This is a genomic window from Rhodococcus sp. Chr-9 (assembly GCF_000801125.1).
Taxonomy (GTDB): domain Bacteria; phylum Actinomycetota; class Actinomycetes; order Mycobacteriales; family Mycobacteriaceae; genus Rhodococcus; species Rhodococcus pyridinivorans.
The window spans coordinates 616,264-633,231 of sequence record NZ_JTIZ01000122.1 but is presented as its reverse complement, the minus strand read 5'-3'; the positions used below and the strand labels follow the sequence as shown (position 1 = coordinate 633,231).

The following is a 16,968-nucleotide window of genomic DNA, read 5'->3' as shown; positions in this document are numbered from 1 at the left end:
CCGGTGGCTACGGCTGCAGCCACATGTTGCCGCTGGTGCCCCAGCTCGGATCTCTCATGGCGCCGGTGTTCGGGACGGAGACGAGCAGGCTCACACCCGCACCGGGATTGATGATCGTGCTGGTGCGGCCACCGGCGACGGTCACCGAGTACCGACCGTCCAGGATGTTACGAACGCGGCTGCAGACCCGGCTGACCGGACACGATGACGAACGACGCCACCGTCGACACCGGCGCGTCCGGTTCGGTGACCGTGTCGAGCACCCGGAAGTCGGCGTGCACGGCGTCCGGGGTGATCGTGGTACGCACGTAACCGCGCCGGTCGTTGTGGAACCTCAGGTGCGGGTTCGCCGGCATGTGGTCGACCTGCGTCGCGCCGGTTCCGTTGCCGTTCGACGTGATCGACGTGCACACCAGGTCCGAACCCACTACCGGCGCGTCGGGATCGGTGAAGTCGACCTTGATGTCGTTGGCCCAGTGCCGGTGCACGTCGCCGGTGAGCACGACGGCGTTGCGTACCGGCGAATCCACCCAGCCCTGGGTGATCCGACGACGTGACGCCGCGTACCCGTCCCAGCCGTCCATACTCACCTCGTCGCCCTCAGGGCTCGGGTCCTTGTCCTGTTCGGCGAAGAACACCTGCTGACCGAGGAAGTCCCACTGCACGGTGGAGGTGCGGAAACCGTCGAGCAGCCACTGTTCCTGTTCGGTTCCGGTGAGTGTTCGTGCCTCGTCGTGACGTTCGGCGACGTTCTTCTTCCACCCGTCGCCGGCGGCCTGGTCGTCGCGGTACTGACGGGTGTCCAGCATGTGGAAGTTGGCGAGATTCCCCCACTGGATCCGCCGGAAGATCTTCATGTCGTGTCCCCGCGGTGTCGACGAGGGTCGCAGCGGCATGTTCTCGTAGTATGCCTGGATGGCGGCGGCGCGGCGGGCGAGGAAGTTCTCGGTGGTCTCGTTGCTCTGAGCGGCGTCGGTGTTCTCCGGAATCGTTCCGGCCCAGTTGTTGTCGACCTCGTGGTCGTCCCACACCACCAGCCACGGTGCGATCGCGTGCGCGGCCTGCAGATCGGCGTCGGCCTTGTACTGGGCGTGACGTTGCCGGTAGTTCGCCAGGGTGACCGTCTCGGGTCCGTCGAGCGAGCGGACGAGACCGGTGTCGCTGGTGTAACCGCCGCTGGTGTACTCGTACAGGTAATCCCCTAGGTGCAGAACGAGATCAGGGTTGTCCTCCGCCATGCGCCGGTAGGCGGTGAACCAGCCGTGTTCGTACTGCGCGCAGCTCGCGAACGCCATCGTCAGAGCCGCCGCGGTCTCGGTGGCCGACGGTGTCGTCAGCGCCCGCCCCACCGCACTCATGTGGTCGCCGGTACGGAACCGGTAGAAGTACTCCCGGCCCGGACGCAGCCCGAACAGTTCGACGTGCACGGAGTGGGCGCTGTCGGGGACGGCTCGTTCCTCACCGCGTGCGACGACACGGGTCATCTTCTCGTCCTCCGCGACCTCCCACTGCACGGTGACGGGACGGTTCGGCATGCCGCCGAGTCCGTCCTCGGCGAGCGGGTCGAGCGCGAGGCGGGTCCAGATCACGAATCCGTCCGGCACCGGGTCGCCCGAGGCAACACCCAGCAGGAAGGGGTCGCCCTTCACTCCCGGCGCGTCGGCGCGCGCGTATCCGGTGACACCGACGGAGGTGGCTGCGGTGACGACAGTGATTCCGAGTCCGGCCGAAAGGAACGATCTACGTGACAAAGGCATGGCCACGGAAGGTAGTGGCCGAATCTCCTTCGCACGGACTACGTTACCGAACGTAGGAAGAACACTCGGAAACATTTGGGGATACGCCGACAGGGGTCGGCAGCACCGCATCGAGGTCTACGATGAGGAGGGGCCTCGAACGGAGGAGACTGTCATGGTTTTTCCCGCACTCACCCACGTCGCCGTCACCGTCTCGGATCTGGCCGCAAGCACGGCCTGGTACTCGAACCTCTTCGACGCCACACCGGTCCTCGACGAGGACGACGAATCGGGCACCTTCCACCACGCGGTCTTCGCACTCGACGGTGGCACCTTGTTCGGCTTGCACACCCACCCCGGTACGCCGGCGCAGGCGACTTTCGACGAACGGAACACAGGGCTCGACCACATCGCATTCGGTTGCACGGCGAGCGATCTCGAGAAGTGGCGCGATCGGCTCGACACCCTCGGAATTCCGCATGGAGACATCAAGAACGCCTCGTACGGTTCCGGGTTGTCGTTCCGCGATCCCGACAACATCGCGCTCGAATTCTTCGCGCCGCCGAGCTGATCACCCTCGCCCCCAGCGACGATCCGCCGCGCCCGGATGCTCTCTAGCGCAACCTCCGCCGCGGACGATAGCTCAGTCGCGGACGATAGATCGACGTTGCCCATTGAATGGCGTCCTCGAGTTGCCGCTCGCTCATCTCGAACACTTCGTCGACCTCCGGCTCCACCGGCTCGCAGGGGCAGTAACCGTTTGCAGGTCCGGCATAGGTGGACAGGACGGCACCACCTTCCACGACGAACACCCCGGGGTAGATCTCGCACGCGAAACGCCGGTTCGCCAGGACCCGATGGGTGACCTTGACTTCGTACACCTTCGTTACCTCCTCGGAAGCCCGAGTGTTCGGACCGGGTAATTTGCAAACCTGCAGAACTCCGCAGCGAACCGATCGAGTCGAATACTCGCGGTCGTCCAGCGATTGCTCGAATTCACGCCTGACGGCACGATGCTTCGCTCTGCCTCGACGGGAGTTCCGCGAACGAGGCCAGAGCAGCAGCGGGAAGTTGCCGACAATGCGACGGCTTGTATGCCGACTGACGTTTACGCATCAAGTCGAGGTTGAACTTCGCAGCCGCAGCGCGGACGTGCTTCGATTTCAGAGCTGAACGCACGAAGCGGATGTCATCGACAATCAAGCACTGCTCGAATCCTCCGCCGGACTTGTGGGTCCCCTCGCCGAACATCACTCCCCGAGCGGCGAGCAACACCCGGCCCCACCTACTGACCGGGAGATAGCGACTATCCACGAAGAACACGGCGGCTATGTCGTCCGACTCGTCGGAGACCGCAATGTAGAACGTCTCCAGGGCAGCCATGGAGATGCAGAAGATTCGCCTGCGGTTGGAACTCGGGAAACAACTCACCGTCCAGAATGTCGCCTCGGTACGGCACGGATACGGCACGCAGCGGGAAGGTACAGTCCAAGCGCCGCGACGATCTGGTCGTATCGAGGGTGTTCCTGGAGCCGTCGGAAGTCGCCGGCGTGATCCTTGATACGTTCGAGGCCCTCGCGTTCGTGGTCGAACGGGGAAGGGCTGATTTCGACCCACCGGTCACTGCGCACCGGGTTCCCCCTCTTCATTCCGATCGTTCACGTCCGTCACAACGTACCCGGACACACACACAGTAGGGATCAGCGGCTATCCGGATCAGGACAAGGACTGTCGGACGCCCCAAGCACCAGGAGCATTCGAAGCTGGAGAAGTCAGACGGATTCGGCAAGCAAAGACTCGTCACCGACACGGACCAGCGACTTCTTCAAGCGTGGACTCGGACGATTCGACTCGAGCCAGCGCTTGATCGCCATCTTCTGATCCGACTTCGACAATCGACTCAGACCGAGGTTGTTGATCAACTGGCCGACGGCCCGCGGCTCCGAACGCTGAGTCTCAGGCGGATGAAAGCCTCTGTCGTCCCACCGACGACACCGAAGTCCGACATCAGATCACGTCCGCTTCCAGAACCGGCAGGACAACGCCAGAGCAGTCGGAATGACTGATCCGGCCCACGCGATGGGAGCGACCTGGGCCGAGCAGTGGCTCGCATCGGTACCGGAGGATCCGCTGAATCCGCTCGTAGAGTCGATCTGATCGCTGACACCGCTTCGACGCAGCGCGCTGCGCCTGGGTAAATTCCGCGGGCGCAACACTCCGACAACCACGCGGCCTCGATGGCATTCCCACCCGAGAGCACCAGCGAGCGCCCCACGTCCCCTCCCTCATGGCTTCGTTCCGGTGCCCTTCAGATCGCAGATGTGCCGATCTGCACCACACGCGCCCATTCCGGCGGCCTGTCCGGAACGAAGTCGGGGTTCGATTCGCTGCGGGTCGCAATGCGGGGGAACAGACCGACGATCGTCCGGCACCCCGGACGGCTGCTGGGCCAGGGGGTTTCCCCGTCGGTGAGCACCACCATTACATCCGGCCGGGGCCGAAGACGCAGCATCCGGGCGAATCCGGCGCGCAGATCCGTGCCACCGCCTCCGACCAGCGGAATGTCCTCGGCCTGACACAGCGGGTGCACGATCCGCGCGGCCGCGTCACAGGACAGCACCGTGACCAGGTCACGACGCCCTCCCACGGCCCGCGCGATAGCGGCGACCTCGAGCAGTGCACTGCCCAGATCCGCGTCGCTCACCGAGCCGGAGGTGTCGACGATGACACCGACCCGCGGCGGGGTTCGCCGCAGGCTCGGCAGCACCGCTCCGGGCACGGCAGCAGAGCGCCGCGCCGGCCGGCGGTAGGTGTAGTCGTCACCGGCGCCGGACGCGGAGGTGGCCGAGCGGATCGCCGCCCCCAACAGAGTTCGCCACGGCTGCGTCGGGTGCAGAGCTTCCTCCGCCCACCGCTGCCACCCGCGGGGTGCACTGCCCGGCTGCCCGATGATGCTGTGCGCCACCCGGAAGCGCACAGCGTCCCGTTGCTCGTCGCTGAGCGCGTTCGCCCCTTCCGGTCCCCACTCCCACTCACGGCTCAGTCCGTCGGCACCGCTGCCGCAGTCGAGCCAGGCCAGCCTGTCGGTGCACGGACCGAGGCCGAACTGCTGCAGATAGTCCTCCATGAGCTGACCGGCGGGCAACTGCAGGGTCGACGGCAGAACGGCGTCGTCGGGTAGGGGCAATCCGTCACCGAACGCATCGTCGTCGATCTCCGCGTCGGCGGCGATGTTCATGCGTAGTCGATCGGCGCGACCGCCCAGGTCGTGCGCGCGGGCGTAGCGGTCGCTGCGGCCGTGGTGGTCGCGCAGTACGTGCGAGACCTGGTGAACAAGGACTGACGCCAGTTCCTCGACCGGCCGCTGAGCGACGAAGACGGGTGAGATGTAGCAGCGCCAGTGCCGGTCCACACCGATCGTCGGTACGCGAGGCGATGCGACGATGTGCAGCGCGTGCAAGGCGGTCGCGAGATACGGCCGGGCGCGCACGGCATACAACCGTGCGGCATAGATCCTGTTCGCGTCGAATGCCGGTGACGTCGTCATCGGCCGACCTGCGCGGCAGCGTCGTCCGCTGATCGCGCGACCGAGACGACACCGGCAAGCTCGTCGATCGATGCCGGCACCTCCCAGTCGTCGCGGCGCAAGGTGGCCAGTGTGGTCGCCGGCACAACCACGAGATCGGGCGGCCCGGATTCCACCGCAGTGGCCAGCAGTGCCCACGCCGCGTCCCAGCGGGGTTTGTCCGGCCGTCGGCGGACCGCGGCAACCACCGCGTCGAGCACGGCCTGGCGCAGATCGCCGCGCTCGGGAAGATCGGCAGCCGCCGGATCGGCGAGCAGCGCCTCCGGATCCGGAAGGTCCATACGCTCGATGGCGGCCAGCAGCTCGAAACCGGGTCCGTCACCGACACTCCCCCGAACCAGGAGGGACAGCACATCCTTCGACGACGAGGTGGCGGTGGCGAACGCGATCAGCCGCACGGTCATGTCCCAGCTCCGCGGCGACGGCCAGGCACTGCCACGACGGGTCTGACTGCTGGGGAGTTGATGTACGAGGGCGGGCCGGGCGGCGAGGAGTTCACAGACCGCGCGGCGGGCGAACGTCACGGCGTCGGAGAACTTCTCCGGATCGAGGCGCGGCAGCGTCGCGCGTGGCCAGGTTCCGCCGAGACCTCGGACGACCACGTCGTGGTCGTAGGTCCAGTTCAGATGCACGAATCGGTTCGCCAACGGTGGGCTCAGCTCCCAGCCGTCCGCTGCCGAGGACGGTGGGTTGGCGGCGGCGACGATGCGGATACCGGTCGGGAGTTGCAGTGCCCCGATTCGTCTTTCGAGGACGATACGGAGCAGGGCCGCCTGCACGGCGGGTGGTGCCGTCGACAATTCGTCCAGGAACAACAGTCCCCGCCCGGCCTGCACGAGCCGGACCGCCCAGTCCGGGGGTGCCATGGGGACTCCGTGAGTTGCGGGATCGTCGCCGAGAACGGGCAGACCCGAAAAGTCCGACGGCTCGTGCACACTCGCGATGACAGTGGTCAGCGGCAGGTCGACGGTCTCGGCGAGCTGGGTCAGGGCGGCGGTCTTGCCGATTCCCGGTTCACCCCACAGCAGTACCGGTAGATCGGCGGCGACCGCCACGGCGAGGGCTTCGAGTTGGTCGTTGGGGCGAGGCTCGGTGGTGACCGCGTCGAGCATCGCCGACAACGCTGCAGCACTGTCGAGTTCGTTGTTCGTGGACCGGGCAGGAAGGAGTGGGGACGACATGTGTACCACCTGTGATGTCGGAAGGAACAGCAGGACACGAACGGTAGGACGCCCTGCGGAACAGCGGGCTTCGAGAAGGAAAGAGATTCAGTGTGATCGGGTGCGACGCGACCATCCGAGTCGGCGAGGTCGCGATGCGGGCGGCGGTCCCAGCGGTTCGGAGAGATACCGGTCGTAGATGTTGCGGCGGTCCGCGGAGGTCCGGAGTTCGTCCAGCAGAGGTCCGTCACGGAGGACCGCGTCGGGACCGAGCAGCCCTTCGACGACTGCCAGCGCCCCGGCGGCATCTCCGTGATCCAGGCGTTCACGAACGCCCGGCAGGCAGTCGGGACGGCGATGCGCCTGGTCGATGGCGTGAAGACACGGCAATGGAGTGCCGCCCAGTCGGGCGAGCAGTTCTTCGCGCCGGATCTCGGCGGGATCATGGTCGAGCGCGGTCAGGACGCCGTCGACCAGCCCGAGCCGGTGCCGTTCTCCACGGCAATCGATCAGGTGAGTTCGATTCCCCCGCTTCGGTATCCGGGGTGCTTGCGGCGGTGGCCGACCCGGATCCAGCGCTGCGGCGACCAGCGGGTGCAGACGGTCGGCGGTGATTGCTCCCGACCGGAGCAACGTCAGGTCTGGGGGCACCCAGATCGCGGCCTCGGGCAGCACCGGCAGCGCAGCGAGCCGGCCGCGCGGGTAGTCGTCCACAACACGCAATGCCACGGGATCCGTACCGCCGGCCGGTTCCACCACTACGTCGAGTCGACCCCCGCATCGCACCCGCACGGGACCGTCACGGTGCCCGTCCGTGCGGAGCAGGATGCCGGATTCTGCAGCCCAGCGGTCGACGGCGCAGTTCTCCGGGATCATCGCGGCCAGACTGGGGGCGAACGCGGTGGTGGCCGGCACCTGCCCTGTGCCACCGCGTAGTCGCAGTTCAGCGGACCTGCGGACATCCCACAGGTGCCGGTGGAGGTCGAGGCGGAACCGTCTGTTGGGGCGTGGATGGGGATGGTTCGTCAAATCCGAGCCGTCCCACAACGTCAGCGCGATCCGCTGCCCCGCATCCGCCCAGGCCGGAGCGGTCCGAACGATCAGATGCATGGAACTGTTCGCACCGCAGCGTCTTCTGTGCTCATGCGGCCCGTACCGGGCCAGCGAGATGGTCAGCCCCGGGCGTAGTAGTCCGTCGGGAGCTACGCGCGGTAGGTGCCAGCGCAGCAGGTCGGGGGCCAGGTGTCGTAGATCGTCGAGGACCTGCGACGCAACCTCGACGCCGTGCCTGTTGCGCAGTACGCGTAGGTCGAGGTCGGGGTCGAATCCCGCTGCGGCACAAGCGCCACGCCAGTCACCTGCACGGCGTCGGTCGGTCGCGTCCTCGATCATGGACGGCGGCACGGCGAACTCGCGCACGCGCAGCCAGAAGGACAGTCGGGGATCGGTCCCGTTCGCAGTCGGAGGGTGCATCAGCACTCACCGTGTGCGAACTGGGCCCCCAATCTTTGATCAGAGAAGGTTGTCATCGGCGCAATCGTAGCGTGTCGTGGCACGTGCGGCCAGTACGCGCGGCCGGTTGCCGCCTCGGGCGTGCTTCCGGTTGCGCTGGGGGTCGCATTCGCGCACGAGGTGCTGGACATAGACTGCTCACCCATGTCCGGGAATCCCGCCTTCGACCACCTCATCCGGTCCTTGATCGCCGCGGTCGGCGGGCCCACATTCGACCGCGGCAGCCGTTACGCCGAGCAGGGCGCGGTCGTCGACTGCGGATTCGACGAGGACAATCTCGTCGGTCTCGGACGCATCTCCGGCACACGAATGTACGAGACTGTCGTTCAGCTCCACCCCGGACCGCGGGGACTCGAGTTCGAGTACGGCGAGTGTTCGTGCCCGGTCGGCTACGACTGCAAGCATACCGTGGCGCTTCTACTCACACTGCTCACCCCGCAGGGGGACATGCCTTCTCCCACTCCCTCGTGGGAGGCACCGTTCGAAGCGATGTTCGAGGACCACGACACCGGCAGCGGAACGCCGCTCGCACTGCAACTGGCGTTGACACAACGCGCCCACACTCCTGCACCGGCACTCACCGCGCGGGTGCTGCGGCCCGGCCGCACCGGGTGGGTGTCCGGCAACATCTCGTGGCAGAACCTGGCCTACACCTACGACGTGAACGAGCAACATCGGCAGTTGCTGCTCGAGTTCGCAGCGCTGGTACACGCCTCGACACGGAGTTACTACAGTTCCGCCTCGAGCACCGTCGACCTGTCCGCAGTGTCGCCGCGACTGTGGTCGCTGCTCGACGATGCCCACCGTCTCGGGATCGAGCTGCGCTACGCGAAGAAGAAGCACGGTGCGGTGCCGCCGCCCGGCACCGCAGATGTGCATGTCGACGTCGCCGATTCGGGTGACGGCCTGACCGTCACCCCAGCCCTGCACATCGGCGACGATTCGACCGGGACCGCCGTCGCGTTCATCGGCACCCCCGCCCACGGCGTCATCTACCTCCCTTCAGGGGATCACGACGGCGGCGCGCCGGCAGATCTACCGTTCCGCCTCGCGCAGCTCCGCAACCCCGTTGCCGCCGGCATGCAACAACTACTGCAGAGCAGCGGTGCGCTCACCGTGCCAGCAGATCAGGTGCCGCGGTTCGCGACCACCTACTACCCGCGCCTGCACCGAGCAGCGACCGTCACCTCCACCGACGGCTCGTTCACAGCACCGACCGTCAGCGGGCCGACGCTGCTCCTACACGTCGCCTTCCGTCCCGAACATCGCGCCGATCTGCACTGGCAGTTCGGCTACACCGTCGGCGACGGCGAGTACACGGTCGAGTTGTACGAACGTCTCGGCGACACCGTCCGCGACCGCGACGCCGAAGACGCGCTGCTCACCGAGATCCGGCCGGTGGTCGCCCCGTTCGGCCTGGACAACTCCGTCGACCGGCGGCTGTTCCCCCGCGTCGCCATCACCGACCTCGACACCGCACGACTGGTATCCGAACTGCTGCCCCTGCTGACCGGCCGTGACGATGTGCAGGTGCGCGTCGACGGCACCCCTGCCGATTACCGCGACGTCGGCGACAGCCTGCGCATCGGACTGTCCACCGAGGCCACCGCCGACTCCGACTGGTTCGACCTGAACATCACCATCGAACTCGACGGGGCCACCCTCCCTTTCCGGGAGGTGTTCACCGCGCTCAGCGAGGGCGCGGCAACTCTGATGCTGCCCGACGGGGCCTACCTGCCCCTGGACAAACCCGCACTGCAACAACTGCGCCGACTCGTCGACGAAGCCCGCGCACTGCACGAAAACAACGATCCGGATCGATTGCAGCTGAGCCGATTCCAAGCCGGGATCTGGGAGGAACTGGCGGCGCTCGGTGTCGTCGACAAGCAGGCCGCAGCCTGGAAGAAACAGGTACAAGGCCTTCTCGACATGAAGGCGACAGCGAAGACCCGGGTGCCGAAGGCGGTACAGGCGACGCTGCGGCCGTACCAGCTCGACGGATTCCGGTGGTTGACGTTCCTGTGGACGCACGGACTCGGCGGAATCCTCGCCGACGACATGGGCCTCGGCAAGACCCTGCAGTCGCTTGCACTGATCTGCCACGCTCGCGCGAAGCGACCCGCGGATGCTCCGGTACTCATCGTCGCGCCGACATCGGTGGTTCCGAACTGGGCCACCGAAGCCCGGCGATTCGCACCGGACCTGAACGTCGTGGCGATCACCGAGACATCCGCCAAACGCGGTGTGTCGCTGGGTGATCTGCTCGACGGGATCGACGTCGTCGTCACGTCGTACACGCTGCTGCGCCTGGATATCGACGAGTATCTCGAACGGGCTTGGTCGATGCTGCTGCTCGACGAGGCACAGTTCGTCAAGAACCACCGGGCGAAGGCATATCAGTGCGTGCGGCAGATCGAGGCACCGCTGAAGGTCGCGATCACCGGAACTCCGATGGAAAACAACCTGATGGAGTTGTGGTCGCTGCTATCGATCACCGCACCCGGCCTGTTCCCCCATCCGACGAAGTTCCAGGACTACTACCGCAAACCCATCGAAAGCGGCAGTCACCCCGAACTGCTGGTGCAGCTGCGGCAGCGCATCAAACCGCTGATGTTGCGTCGCACCAAGGAACAGGTCGCCACCGACCTGCCGGAGAAACAGGAGCAGGTACTCGAGGTGGAACTCACACCGAAACACCGTGCCGTCTACGACCGGCAGTTGCAGCGCGAGAGGCAGAAAATTCTCGGGCTCGTCGACGACCTCGACAACAACCGCTTCACGATCCTGCGGTCGCTGACCCTGCTGCGGCAGATGAGCCTCGATCCGGGCCTCGTCGACGACGCGCATAACAAGGTCGGCTCCGCAAAGATCGATGCGCTGCTCGAACAGCTCGACGACGTGATCGTCGGCGGGCACCGAGCATTGGTGTTCAGCCAGTTCACCGGGTTCCTCGACCGCGTCCGGGCACGGCTCGACGCCGCCGGAATCGACTACCTGTATCTGGACGGCAAGACCCGCAAACGCGGAAAAGTACTCGAGGAATTCAAGTCCGGAGCGGCACCGGTGTTTCTCATCAGCCTCAAGGCCGGCGGATTCGGCCTGAATCTGGTGGAAGCGGACTACTGTTTCCTGCTCGACCCATGGTGGAATCCCGCGACGGAGGCGCAGGCCGTCGACCGTACCCACCGCATCGGGCAGACCCGCAACGTCATGGTGTACCGGCTGATCGCCCGCGACACCATCGAAGCGAAGGTGCGGGCGCTGCAATTACGCAAGGCGGAGCTGTTCTCGTCGGTCGTCGACGACGGAGAAATGTTCTCGTCGGCATTGACCGCCGACGACATCCGCGCCCTGCTGGCGTAGCTACGGTGCGTGGTCCTGGTAATGCCTGCTACCAACACCACGCACCGACCCCTCAGCGCAGGTTCACACCGAGCAGCGCGTCGACCGCGTCGGCGAACAGACCCGGCGCCGATGCGTCGTCGCCGCCACGCTCGACGGCGAAGGTCGCCCACCCGTCGAGGGCATCGAGGGCCTTCGGGGTGTCGAGGTCGTCGGCGAGGTGCTGGCGCAGGCGCGCGACCGTGTCCTCGGCGGAGGCGGCCGACGGCAGCGCCGCCGCCTGCTTCCACAACGCCAGTCGCGCCTCGGCGGCGGCGAGGACCTCGGACGTCCACGGCCGGTCGACGCGGTAGTGCCCCGACAACAGCCCGAGCCGGATGGCGGCGGGGTCGACGCCCTCACCGCGCATCTTGGAGACGAACACCAGGTTGCCGCGCGACTTCGACATCTTCTCGCCGTCGAGGCCGATCATGCCGGTGTGCACGTAATGCCGGGCGAAACGCCGGTCACCGGTGACAGCCTCGGCGTGCGCGGCGGAATACTCGTGGTGCGGGAAGATCAGGTCGCTGCCGCCGCCCTGCACGTCGAAGCCGGAACCGATGCGGTTGAGGGCGATGGCCGCGCACTCGATGTGCCAGCCGGGACGTCCGTCACCGAAGGGCGACGGCCAGGCCGGTTCGCCCGGACGCTGCGCGCGCCACAGCAGGGCATCGAGCGGGTCGCGCTTGCCGGGGCGCTCCGGGTCGCCGCCGCGCTCGGCGAAGAACCGCATCATCGTGTCGTGGTCGTAGCCGGACTCGTAGCCGAACTGCTCGGTGGCGTCGGTCCGGAAGTAGACGTCCGGGTACTCGGCGTCGTCGACGATGTAGGCCGCACCGGAGGCGACGAGCTTCTCGACGAGTTCGACGACCTCGTTCACCGATTCGACGGCACCGATGTAGTCGCGCGGCGGCAGCACGCGCAGCGCCTCCATGTCCTCGCGGAACAGGGCCGTCTCGCGCATACCGAGGACGACCCAATCCTCACCGTCGCGCTCGGCGCGTTCGAACAGCGGGTCGTCGACGTCGGTGACGTTCTGCACGTAGTGGACGTCGTGGCCGGCGTCGCGCCAGATGCGGTTGACCAGATCGAAGGTCAGGTAGGTGGCGGCATGGCCGAGGTGCGTGGCGTCGTAGGGGGTGATGCCGCACACGTACATCGTCGCGGTGTCGCCCGAGGTGACCGGACGCACCGCTCGGTCCGCGGTGTCGAACAACCGCAACGGAGGCCCCTGACCGGGGACGGACGGGATCGCGACGTCGGACCAAGATTGCATGACTACGAGCCTAATGGAGTCGCGGGAGTGCTCCGCGCGGGCACCCGGGCGTGCCGCAGGCGAACGGCCGCGGCCTCAGAAGGCGGGCCAGGGAATGCGCCGGTCTCCGCGCGGATGCGGCATCACGGGACGCTCGAGCAAGCGGGAGATCCTGCGTTGCAGGGCGCGCACCTCGATGGCGGTGATGTGCTCGCACAGCTCCTCGGCGAAGCCGCCGTCGAACCGCCGCAGCAGCTTGTCGAGGTCGGCGAGGAGAACCGGGTCGACCGGGTCGCCGCTCCACCCGCACAGCACGGTGCGCAGCTTGTCGTCCTGGTGCAGGCAGATGCCGTGATCGACGCCGTAGACGTGTCCGTCGAGACCTTCGAGGACGTGGCCTCCCTTGCGGTCGGCGTTGTTGAGGACGACATCGAGCACCGCCATGCGCTGCAGGCGCGGATCGTCGGCGTGGACGAGCACCACCTCGGCGCCGTCCAGATCGCGGGCACGCAGGATCGGCAGCCACCCCTGCGCGACCGCACCGGCCGGGCACAGGTCCACCAAATCCAGGCGTTCCGTTCCGCCCTGCGCGGAGTCGACCGTGTCGATCCAGCGCTGCACCATGCCGGGACCGTACGGGCCGTCGCGCAGCACGGTGAGCGGGATGACGTCCCAGCCGAGCGCCTCGGAGATCAGGTACGAGGCGACCTCGCGTCCGGCGAGGGTGCCGTCGGGGAAGTCCCACAACGGCCGCTCCCCGCGGACGGGTTTGTAGACGCACCGCACCTCGGTGTCGCCGAGCTGCGCGTCGCACACGAGGGTCGCGTTGCTTGCGTGTGCGATCTGCCCGACGACGTCGAGGTCGCCGTCGGTCAGCACACTCCGCACGTCCGGCGCCGTCACGCGGTCAGCTTTCTTCCTCGCCGAACCACGCGGCCGGATCGAATCCGGGGGTACGCAGGTAACCGTTGGTGCGGACGCAGATGTGTCCGTCGGCGCCGATCGGTTCGCCGCACAGCGGGCAGGGCGCGCGCCCGGCCGAGACGACGAGTTCGGAGCGGGCCGCGAATTCGCGGGCCTGCACCGGTGTGAGGAATACCCGCACCGCGTCGGGACCTTCCTCGGTGTCGTCGAGCACCACGGACTCGTCGAGTTCGGTGTCGGTGACCGCGAGCAGCTCCACCACCACCGATCCGGCGTCGGCGTCCCAGCCCAGACCCATGGTGCCGACCCGGAACTCGGCCTCGATCGGTGTCACCAACGGGCTGACGTCGACCTCGGGGTCGTCGGGGATCACGGTGCCGAAGCGGCGCTGTACCTCTTCGAGCAACAGCCCCATCCGGTCGGCCAGGATCTGCACCTGCTGCTTCTCCAGAAGCACGCTCACTACACGGGACTCGTGCACGGCCTGCAGGTAGAACACCCGGTCGCCCGGTTCACCGACAGTGCCGGCGATGAACCGATCAGGTGTTCGAAACACGTGTATCGCGCGGGCCATCACACCTCCTCGAGTCCCCACACTCTGCCATGACGGACACTGCCATTATCCGCGTGCCGTCTCCTGTCGGTGCCCCCGCGGTGGGTCGCCGGGTTCCTCGACCGCGCCGGGCACTTCGCCGCCGGGCACGGACTTGGGTTCGGACGGCCCGGCAAGCCCGGACAGGTCCGAACCGGTGTCGTTCACGCGCAGCACGAACGGCCGGGTGTCGGTGTAGCGGACGACGCTGAGCGACGCCGGCTCGGCGACGATCCGCTGGAAGCTGTCGAGATGCGTCGCGAGCGCGTCGGCGAGGATCGACTTGATGACGTCGCCGTGGCTGCACGCGATCCACACGACGTCCTTGCCGTGCGCCTCGCGCAGACGCCGGTCGTGTTCGCGGATCGCAGCGACCGCGCGGGACTGCACCTGCGCGAGCCCTTCACCGTCCGGGAAGACCGCTGCGGAGGCGTGCTGCTGCACGACCGCCCACTGCGGTTCCTTGACCAGTTCCTTCAGTTCGCGTCCGGTCCACTGCCCGTAGTCGACCTCAGCGAGTCGCTCATCGACGACCGGTTCGAGTCCACGATCGGTCGCCAGCGGCTGCACTGTCTGCCGGCACCGCAGCAGCGGCGACCGCACGATCTCGGTGATCTCGAGCCCGGCCAACCGGGTGACGAGATTCTTCGCCTGGACGTGGCCGACCTCGTCGAGTTCGACACCGAGGGAACGACCGGCCAACACGTGCGAGGTGTTCGCCGTCGACCGTCCGTGCCGCAGCAGGATGACCGTCATGCGCCCAGCCTAGAGGTACCGCCTGTCGGCAGCCTCTCAGGTGGCGGAGACCACGCCGGTGGCGAGCAGTCCGAGCACGATCACGCCGAGGATCACGCGGTAGCCGACGAACCAGTACATCGAGTGGTTGACGACGAAGCGCAGCAACCAGGCGATCGCAGCGTAGCCGACCACGAAGGCGATCACGGTCGCGACGAGCAGCTGCGCCCCCGAGGCATTGAGCCCCTCCCCGGCCGGTTCGAAGGCGTCCGGCAGGCTGAACAGACCGGAGGCGACGACGGCGGGGATGGCGAGCAGGAACGAGTATCGGGCGGCGGCCTCGCGGGTGAGCCCGAGGAACAGACCGGCGGAGATGGTGCCGCCGGAGCGGGACACGCCGGGGATCAGGGCCAGCGCCTGCGCCGAACCCATGATCAGCCCGTCCTTGAGGGTGAGCTGACTCACGTCGCGCCGCTGTTTGCCGAAGTACTCGGCAGCTGCGATGACGATCGAGAACACGATGAGCATGGTGGCGACGAGCCACAGATTGCGGGCGACGGTGCGGATGTCGTCCTTGAACAGCACGCCGAGGATGCCGATCGGGATGGTGCCGAGGATGACGTACCAGCCCATCTTGTAATCGTGGTCGGAGCGGTGCTCCTTGTGGAACAGGCCGCGGAACCAGGCCCGCAGGATCCGCCAGATGTCCCCGGCGAAGAACACCAGAACGGCGGCCTCGGTGCCCAACTGGGTGACTGCCGTGAAGGACGCGCCGGCGTCCTCTCCGAAGAAGATCTCCGAGACGATCCGCAGGTGGCCGGACGAGGAGATCGGCAGGAACTCCGTGAGGCCCTGCACGATGCCGAGGACGATCGTCTGCAGCCAGGTCATCGATTCGCCGATCATGCGGCGACCCCCGGCACGAAGGCTGCGGTGGGGACGGATCGGTGGTCGCGGATGCAGGGAGCAGTTCTCACTCGGCGAAGGGTACGTGGAACCCGACCGGTCGGCGCGCCGGACGCTGCCGCGCGCCTGTTGCGCATTAGGGTGCAGTACCAGGGTCGTGGCCGAGCGCGGCGACGTCCCGTCGTGTCGGGAGGAAACGCGGACGGTTATGGAATACAGGACAGTCGGTGCGAGCGGCCTGCGGGTTTCACGGCTCGGCCTGGGCACCTTGACGTGGGGTCGTGGAACGGACGGCGACGAGGCCGCAGCCCAGTTGTCGGCCTTCGTCGATGTGGGCGGCACGCTCGTCGACACCTCCCCCGCCTACGGGGACGGGGTCGCGCAACGGATCCTCGCCGAGCTGCTCGACGACGTGGTGCCCCGCGACCAGCTGGTGCTGTCGGGCAGCTCCGGCATCGACACCACCACACTCGGTTCCGGCCGCGTGGACTGCTCCCGCTCGGGCCTGCTCAACCAGCTCGACGCGACCCTGCGTGAACTCGGCACCGACCACCTCGACGTGTGGCAGGTTGCGACGTGGGATCCGCACACCCCCGTCGACGAGGTGATGGACGCCCTCGAGTTCGCCGTCACCAGCGGGCGCGTGCGATACGTCGGGGTGCGCGGCTATCTCGGCTGGCAGCTCGCGACCGCCGCGGCCGCGGCCCGGCGCCCGGCGCCGCTGATCAGCACGCAGGTCGAGTACTCCCTGCTCGCCCGCGGCGTCGAGGACGAGTTGATCCCCGCCGCGGCCCACCACGGCGTGGGTGTGTTCGCGGCCGTGCCGCTCGCCGGCGGTGTGCTCACCGGTAAGTACCGGTCGGGGGTGCCGGCGGATTCGCGCGGCGCCGACGACGTGCACACCGAGGAAGTGCGCCGTTATCTCACCGAATCCGCGGTGCGCGTGGTCGACGCGGTCGCCACGGCCGCCGACGGGCTGGGCACCTCCCCGCTGGCCGTCGCGCTGGCGTGGGTGCGCGACCGGCCGCACGTGGCCTCGACGCTCGTGGGTGCCCGGGATCTCGCGCAACTGACCGGAGTGCTGGTCGCCGAGGAGTTGGCGTTGCCGCCGGCGATCGCCGCGGCGCTCGACGACGTGAGCGCGTGATCTCCGCGACACCGCCCGCACCCTGCCCTTATCC

15 protein-coding genes are annotated in these 16,968 nt (G+C 67.4%); 3 read left to right on the top strand and 12 right to left on the bottom strand.

Annotated elements, in window-relative coordinates:
• Nucleotides 1-7 precede the first annotated feature (7 nt).
• Both QR64_RS26875 and QR64_RS22090 read right to left on the bottom strand, forming a co-directional pair.
• Nucleotides 8-145: a hypothetical protein gene (locus QR64_RS26875; protein WP_153811634.1), complete on the bottom strand. Its 138-nt coding sequence runs from the start codon at nucleotides 143-145 to the stop codon at nucleotides 8-10.
• A 22-nt stretch (nucleotides 146-167) separates the two neighbouring features.
• Nucleotides 168-1,757: an alkaline phosphatase D family protein gene (locus QR64_RS22090; RefSeq protein ID WP_039587203.1), complete on the bottom strand. Its 1,590-nt coding sequence runs from the start codon at nucleotides 1,755-1,757 to the stop codon at nucleotides 168-170.
• 154 nt (nucleotides 1,758-1,911) lie between these two features.
• On the opposite strand from QR64_RS22090, the gene QR64_RS22085 reads away from it, so the two are divergent.
• Nucleotides 1,912-2,307, top strand: coding sequence for a VOC family protein (locus tag QR64_RS22085; RefSeq protein WP_039587202.1), 396 nt, complete (start codon nucleotides 1,912-1,914; stop codon nucleotides 2,305-2,307).
• A gap of 43 nt (nucleotides 2,308-2,350) precedes the next feature.
• Here the strand turns inward: QR64_RS22085 and QR64_RS22080 are convergent, their stop codons facing one another.
• The 5 genes from QR64_RS22080 to QR64_RS22055 form a co-directional block, all read right to left on the bottom strand.
• Nucleotides 2,351-2,617, bottom strand: a complete 267-nt coding sequence (locus QR64_RS22080; protein WP_033096661.1) for a hypothetical protein — start codon at nucleotides 2,615-2,617, stop codon at nucleotides 2,351-2,353.
• Nucleotides 2,618-2,732: 115 nt separating this feature from the next.
• Nucleotides 2,733-3,119, bottom strand: coding sequence for a hypothetical protein (locus tag QR64_RS22075; protein WP_094980503.1), 387 nt, complete (start codon nucleotides 3,117-3,119; stop codon nucleotides 2,733-2,735).
• Nucleotides 3,120-4,044: 925 nt separating this feature from the next.
• Nucleotides 4,045-5,283 carry a DUF2201 family putative metallopeptidase gene (locus QR64_RS22065; RefSeq protein WP_039587196.1) on the bottom strand — a complete coding sequence of 413 codons (1,239 nt, stop codon included), beginning with the start codon at nucleotides 5,281-5,283 and terminating at the stop codon, nucleotides 4,045-4,047.
• Entirely contained in the window at nucleotides 5,280-6,503 is a 1,224-nt protein-coding gene (locus QR64_RS22060; protein ID WP_039587195.1) for a sigma 54-interacting transcriptional regulator, read from the bottom strand. The genes QR64_RS22065 and QR64_RS22060 overlap by 4 nt, the downstream gene beginning before the upstream one ends.
• An 87-nt stretch (nucleotides 6,504-6,590) precedes the next feature.
• Nucleotides 6,591-7,961 carry a hypothetical protein gene (locus QR64_RS22055; RefSeq protein WP_200886526.1) on the bottom strand — a complete coding sequence of 457 codons (1,371 nt, stop codon included), beginning with the start codon at nucleotides 7,959-7,961 and terminating at the stop codon, nucleotides 6,591-6,593.
• 177 nt (nucleotides 7,962-8,138) lie between these two features.
• Here QR64_RS22055 and QR64_RS22050 point away from each other — a divergent pair, with 177 nt between their 5' ends.
• On the top strand, nucleotides 8,139-11,357 hold the full coding sequence (locus tag QR64_RS22050; RefSeq protein WP_039587193.1) for a DEAD/DEAH box helicase: 3,219 nt from the start codon (nucleotides 8,139-8,141) through the stop codon (nucleotides 11,355-11,357).
• 52 nt (nucleotides 11,358-11,409) lie between these two features.
• On the opposite strand, the gene mshC is transcribed toward QR64_RS22050, so the two are convergent.
• The 5 genes from mshC to QR64_RS22025 all read right to left on the bottom strand — a co-directional run bounded on the left by mshC (nucleotide 11,410) and on the right by QR64_RS22025 (nucleotide 15,784).
• Complete coding sequence (mshC, locus tag QR64_RS22045) at nucleotides 11,410-12,651, bottom strand: cysteine--1-D-myo-inosityl 2-amino-2-deoxy-alpha-D-glucopyranoside ligase (protein WP_039587192.1); 1,242 nt, start codon at nucleotides 12,649-12,651, stop codon at nucleotides 11,410-11,412.
• Nucleotides 12,652-12,726: 75 nt separating this feature from the next.
• Nucleotides 12,727-13,533 carry an SCO1664 family protein gene (locus QR64_RS22040; protein ID WP_039587190.1) on the bottom strand — a complete coding sequence of 269 codons (807 nt, stop codon included), beginning with the start codon at nucleotides 13,531-13,533 and terminating at the stop codon, nucleotides 12,727-12,729.
• 4 nt (nucleotides 13,534-13,537) lie between these two features.
• A complete protein-coding gene (locus QR64_RS22035; RefSeq protein WP_006551966.1) occupies nucleotides 13,538-14,128 on the bottom strand; it encodes a DUF3090 domain-containing protein in 591 nt (196 codons plus the stop codon).
• Nucleotides 14,129-14,173: 45 nt separating this feature from the next.
• Complete coding sequence (locus QR64_RS22030) at nucleotides 14,174-14,902, bottom strand: histidine phosphatase family protein (protein ID WP_039587189.1); 729 nt, start codon at nucleotides 14,900-14,902, stop codon at nucleotides 14,174-14,176.
• Between the two features lie 36 nt (nucleotides 14,903-14,938).
• Nucleotides 14,939-15,784: an undecaprenyl-diphosphate phosphatase gene (locus QR64_RS22025; protein ID WP_170318513.1), complete on the bottom strand. Its 846-nt coding sequence runs from the start codon at nucleotides 15,782-15,784 to the stop codon at nucleotides 14,939-14,941.
• A gap of 211 nt (nucleotides 15,785-15,995) precedes the next feature.
• On the opposite strand from QR64_RS22025, the gene QR64_RS22020 reads away from it, so the two are divergent.
• A complete protein-coding gene (locus QR64_RS22020) occupies nucleotides 15,996-16,934 on the top strand; it encodes an aldo/keto reductase (RefSeq protein ID WP_006551962.1) in 939 nt (312 codons plus the stop codon).
• Nucleotides 16,935-16,968: the final 34 nt, after the last annotated feature.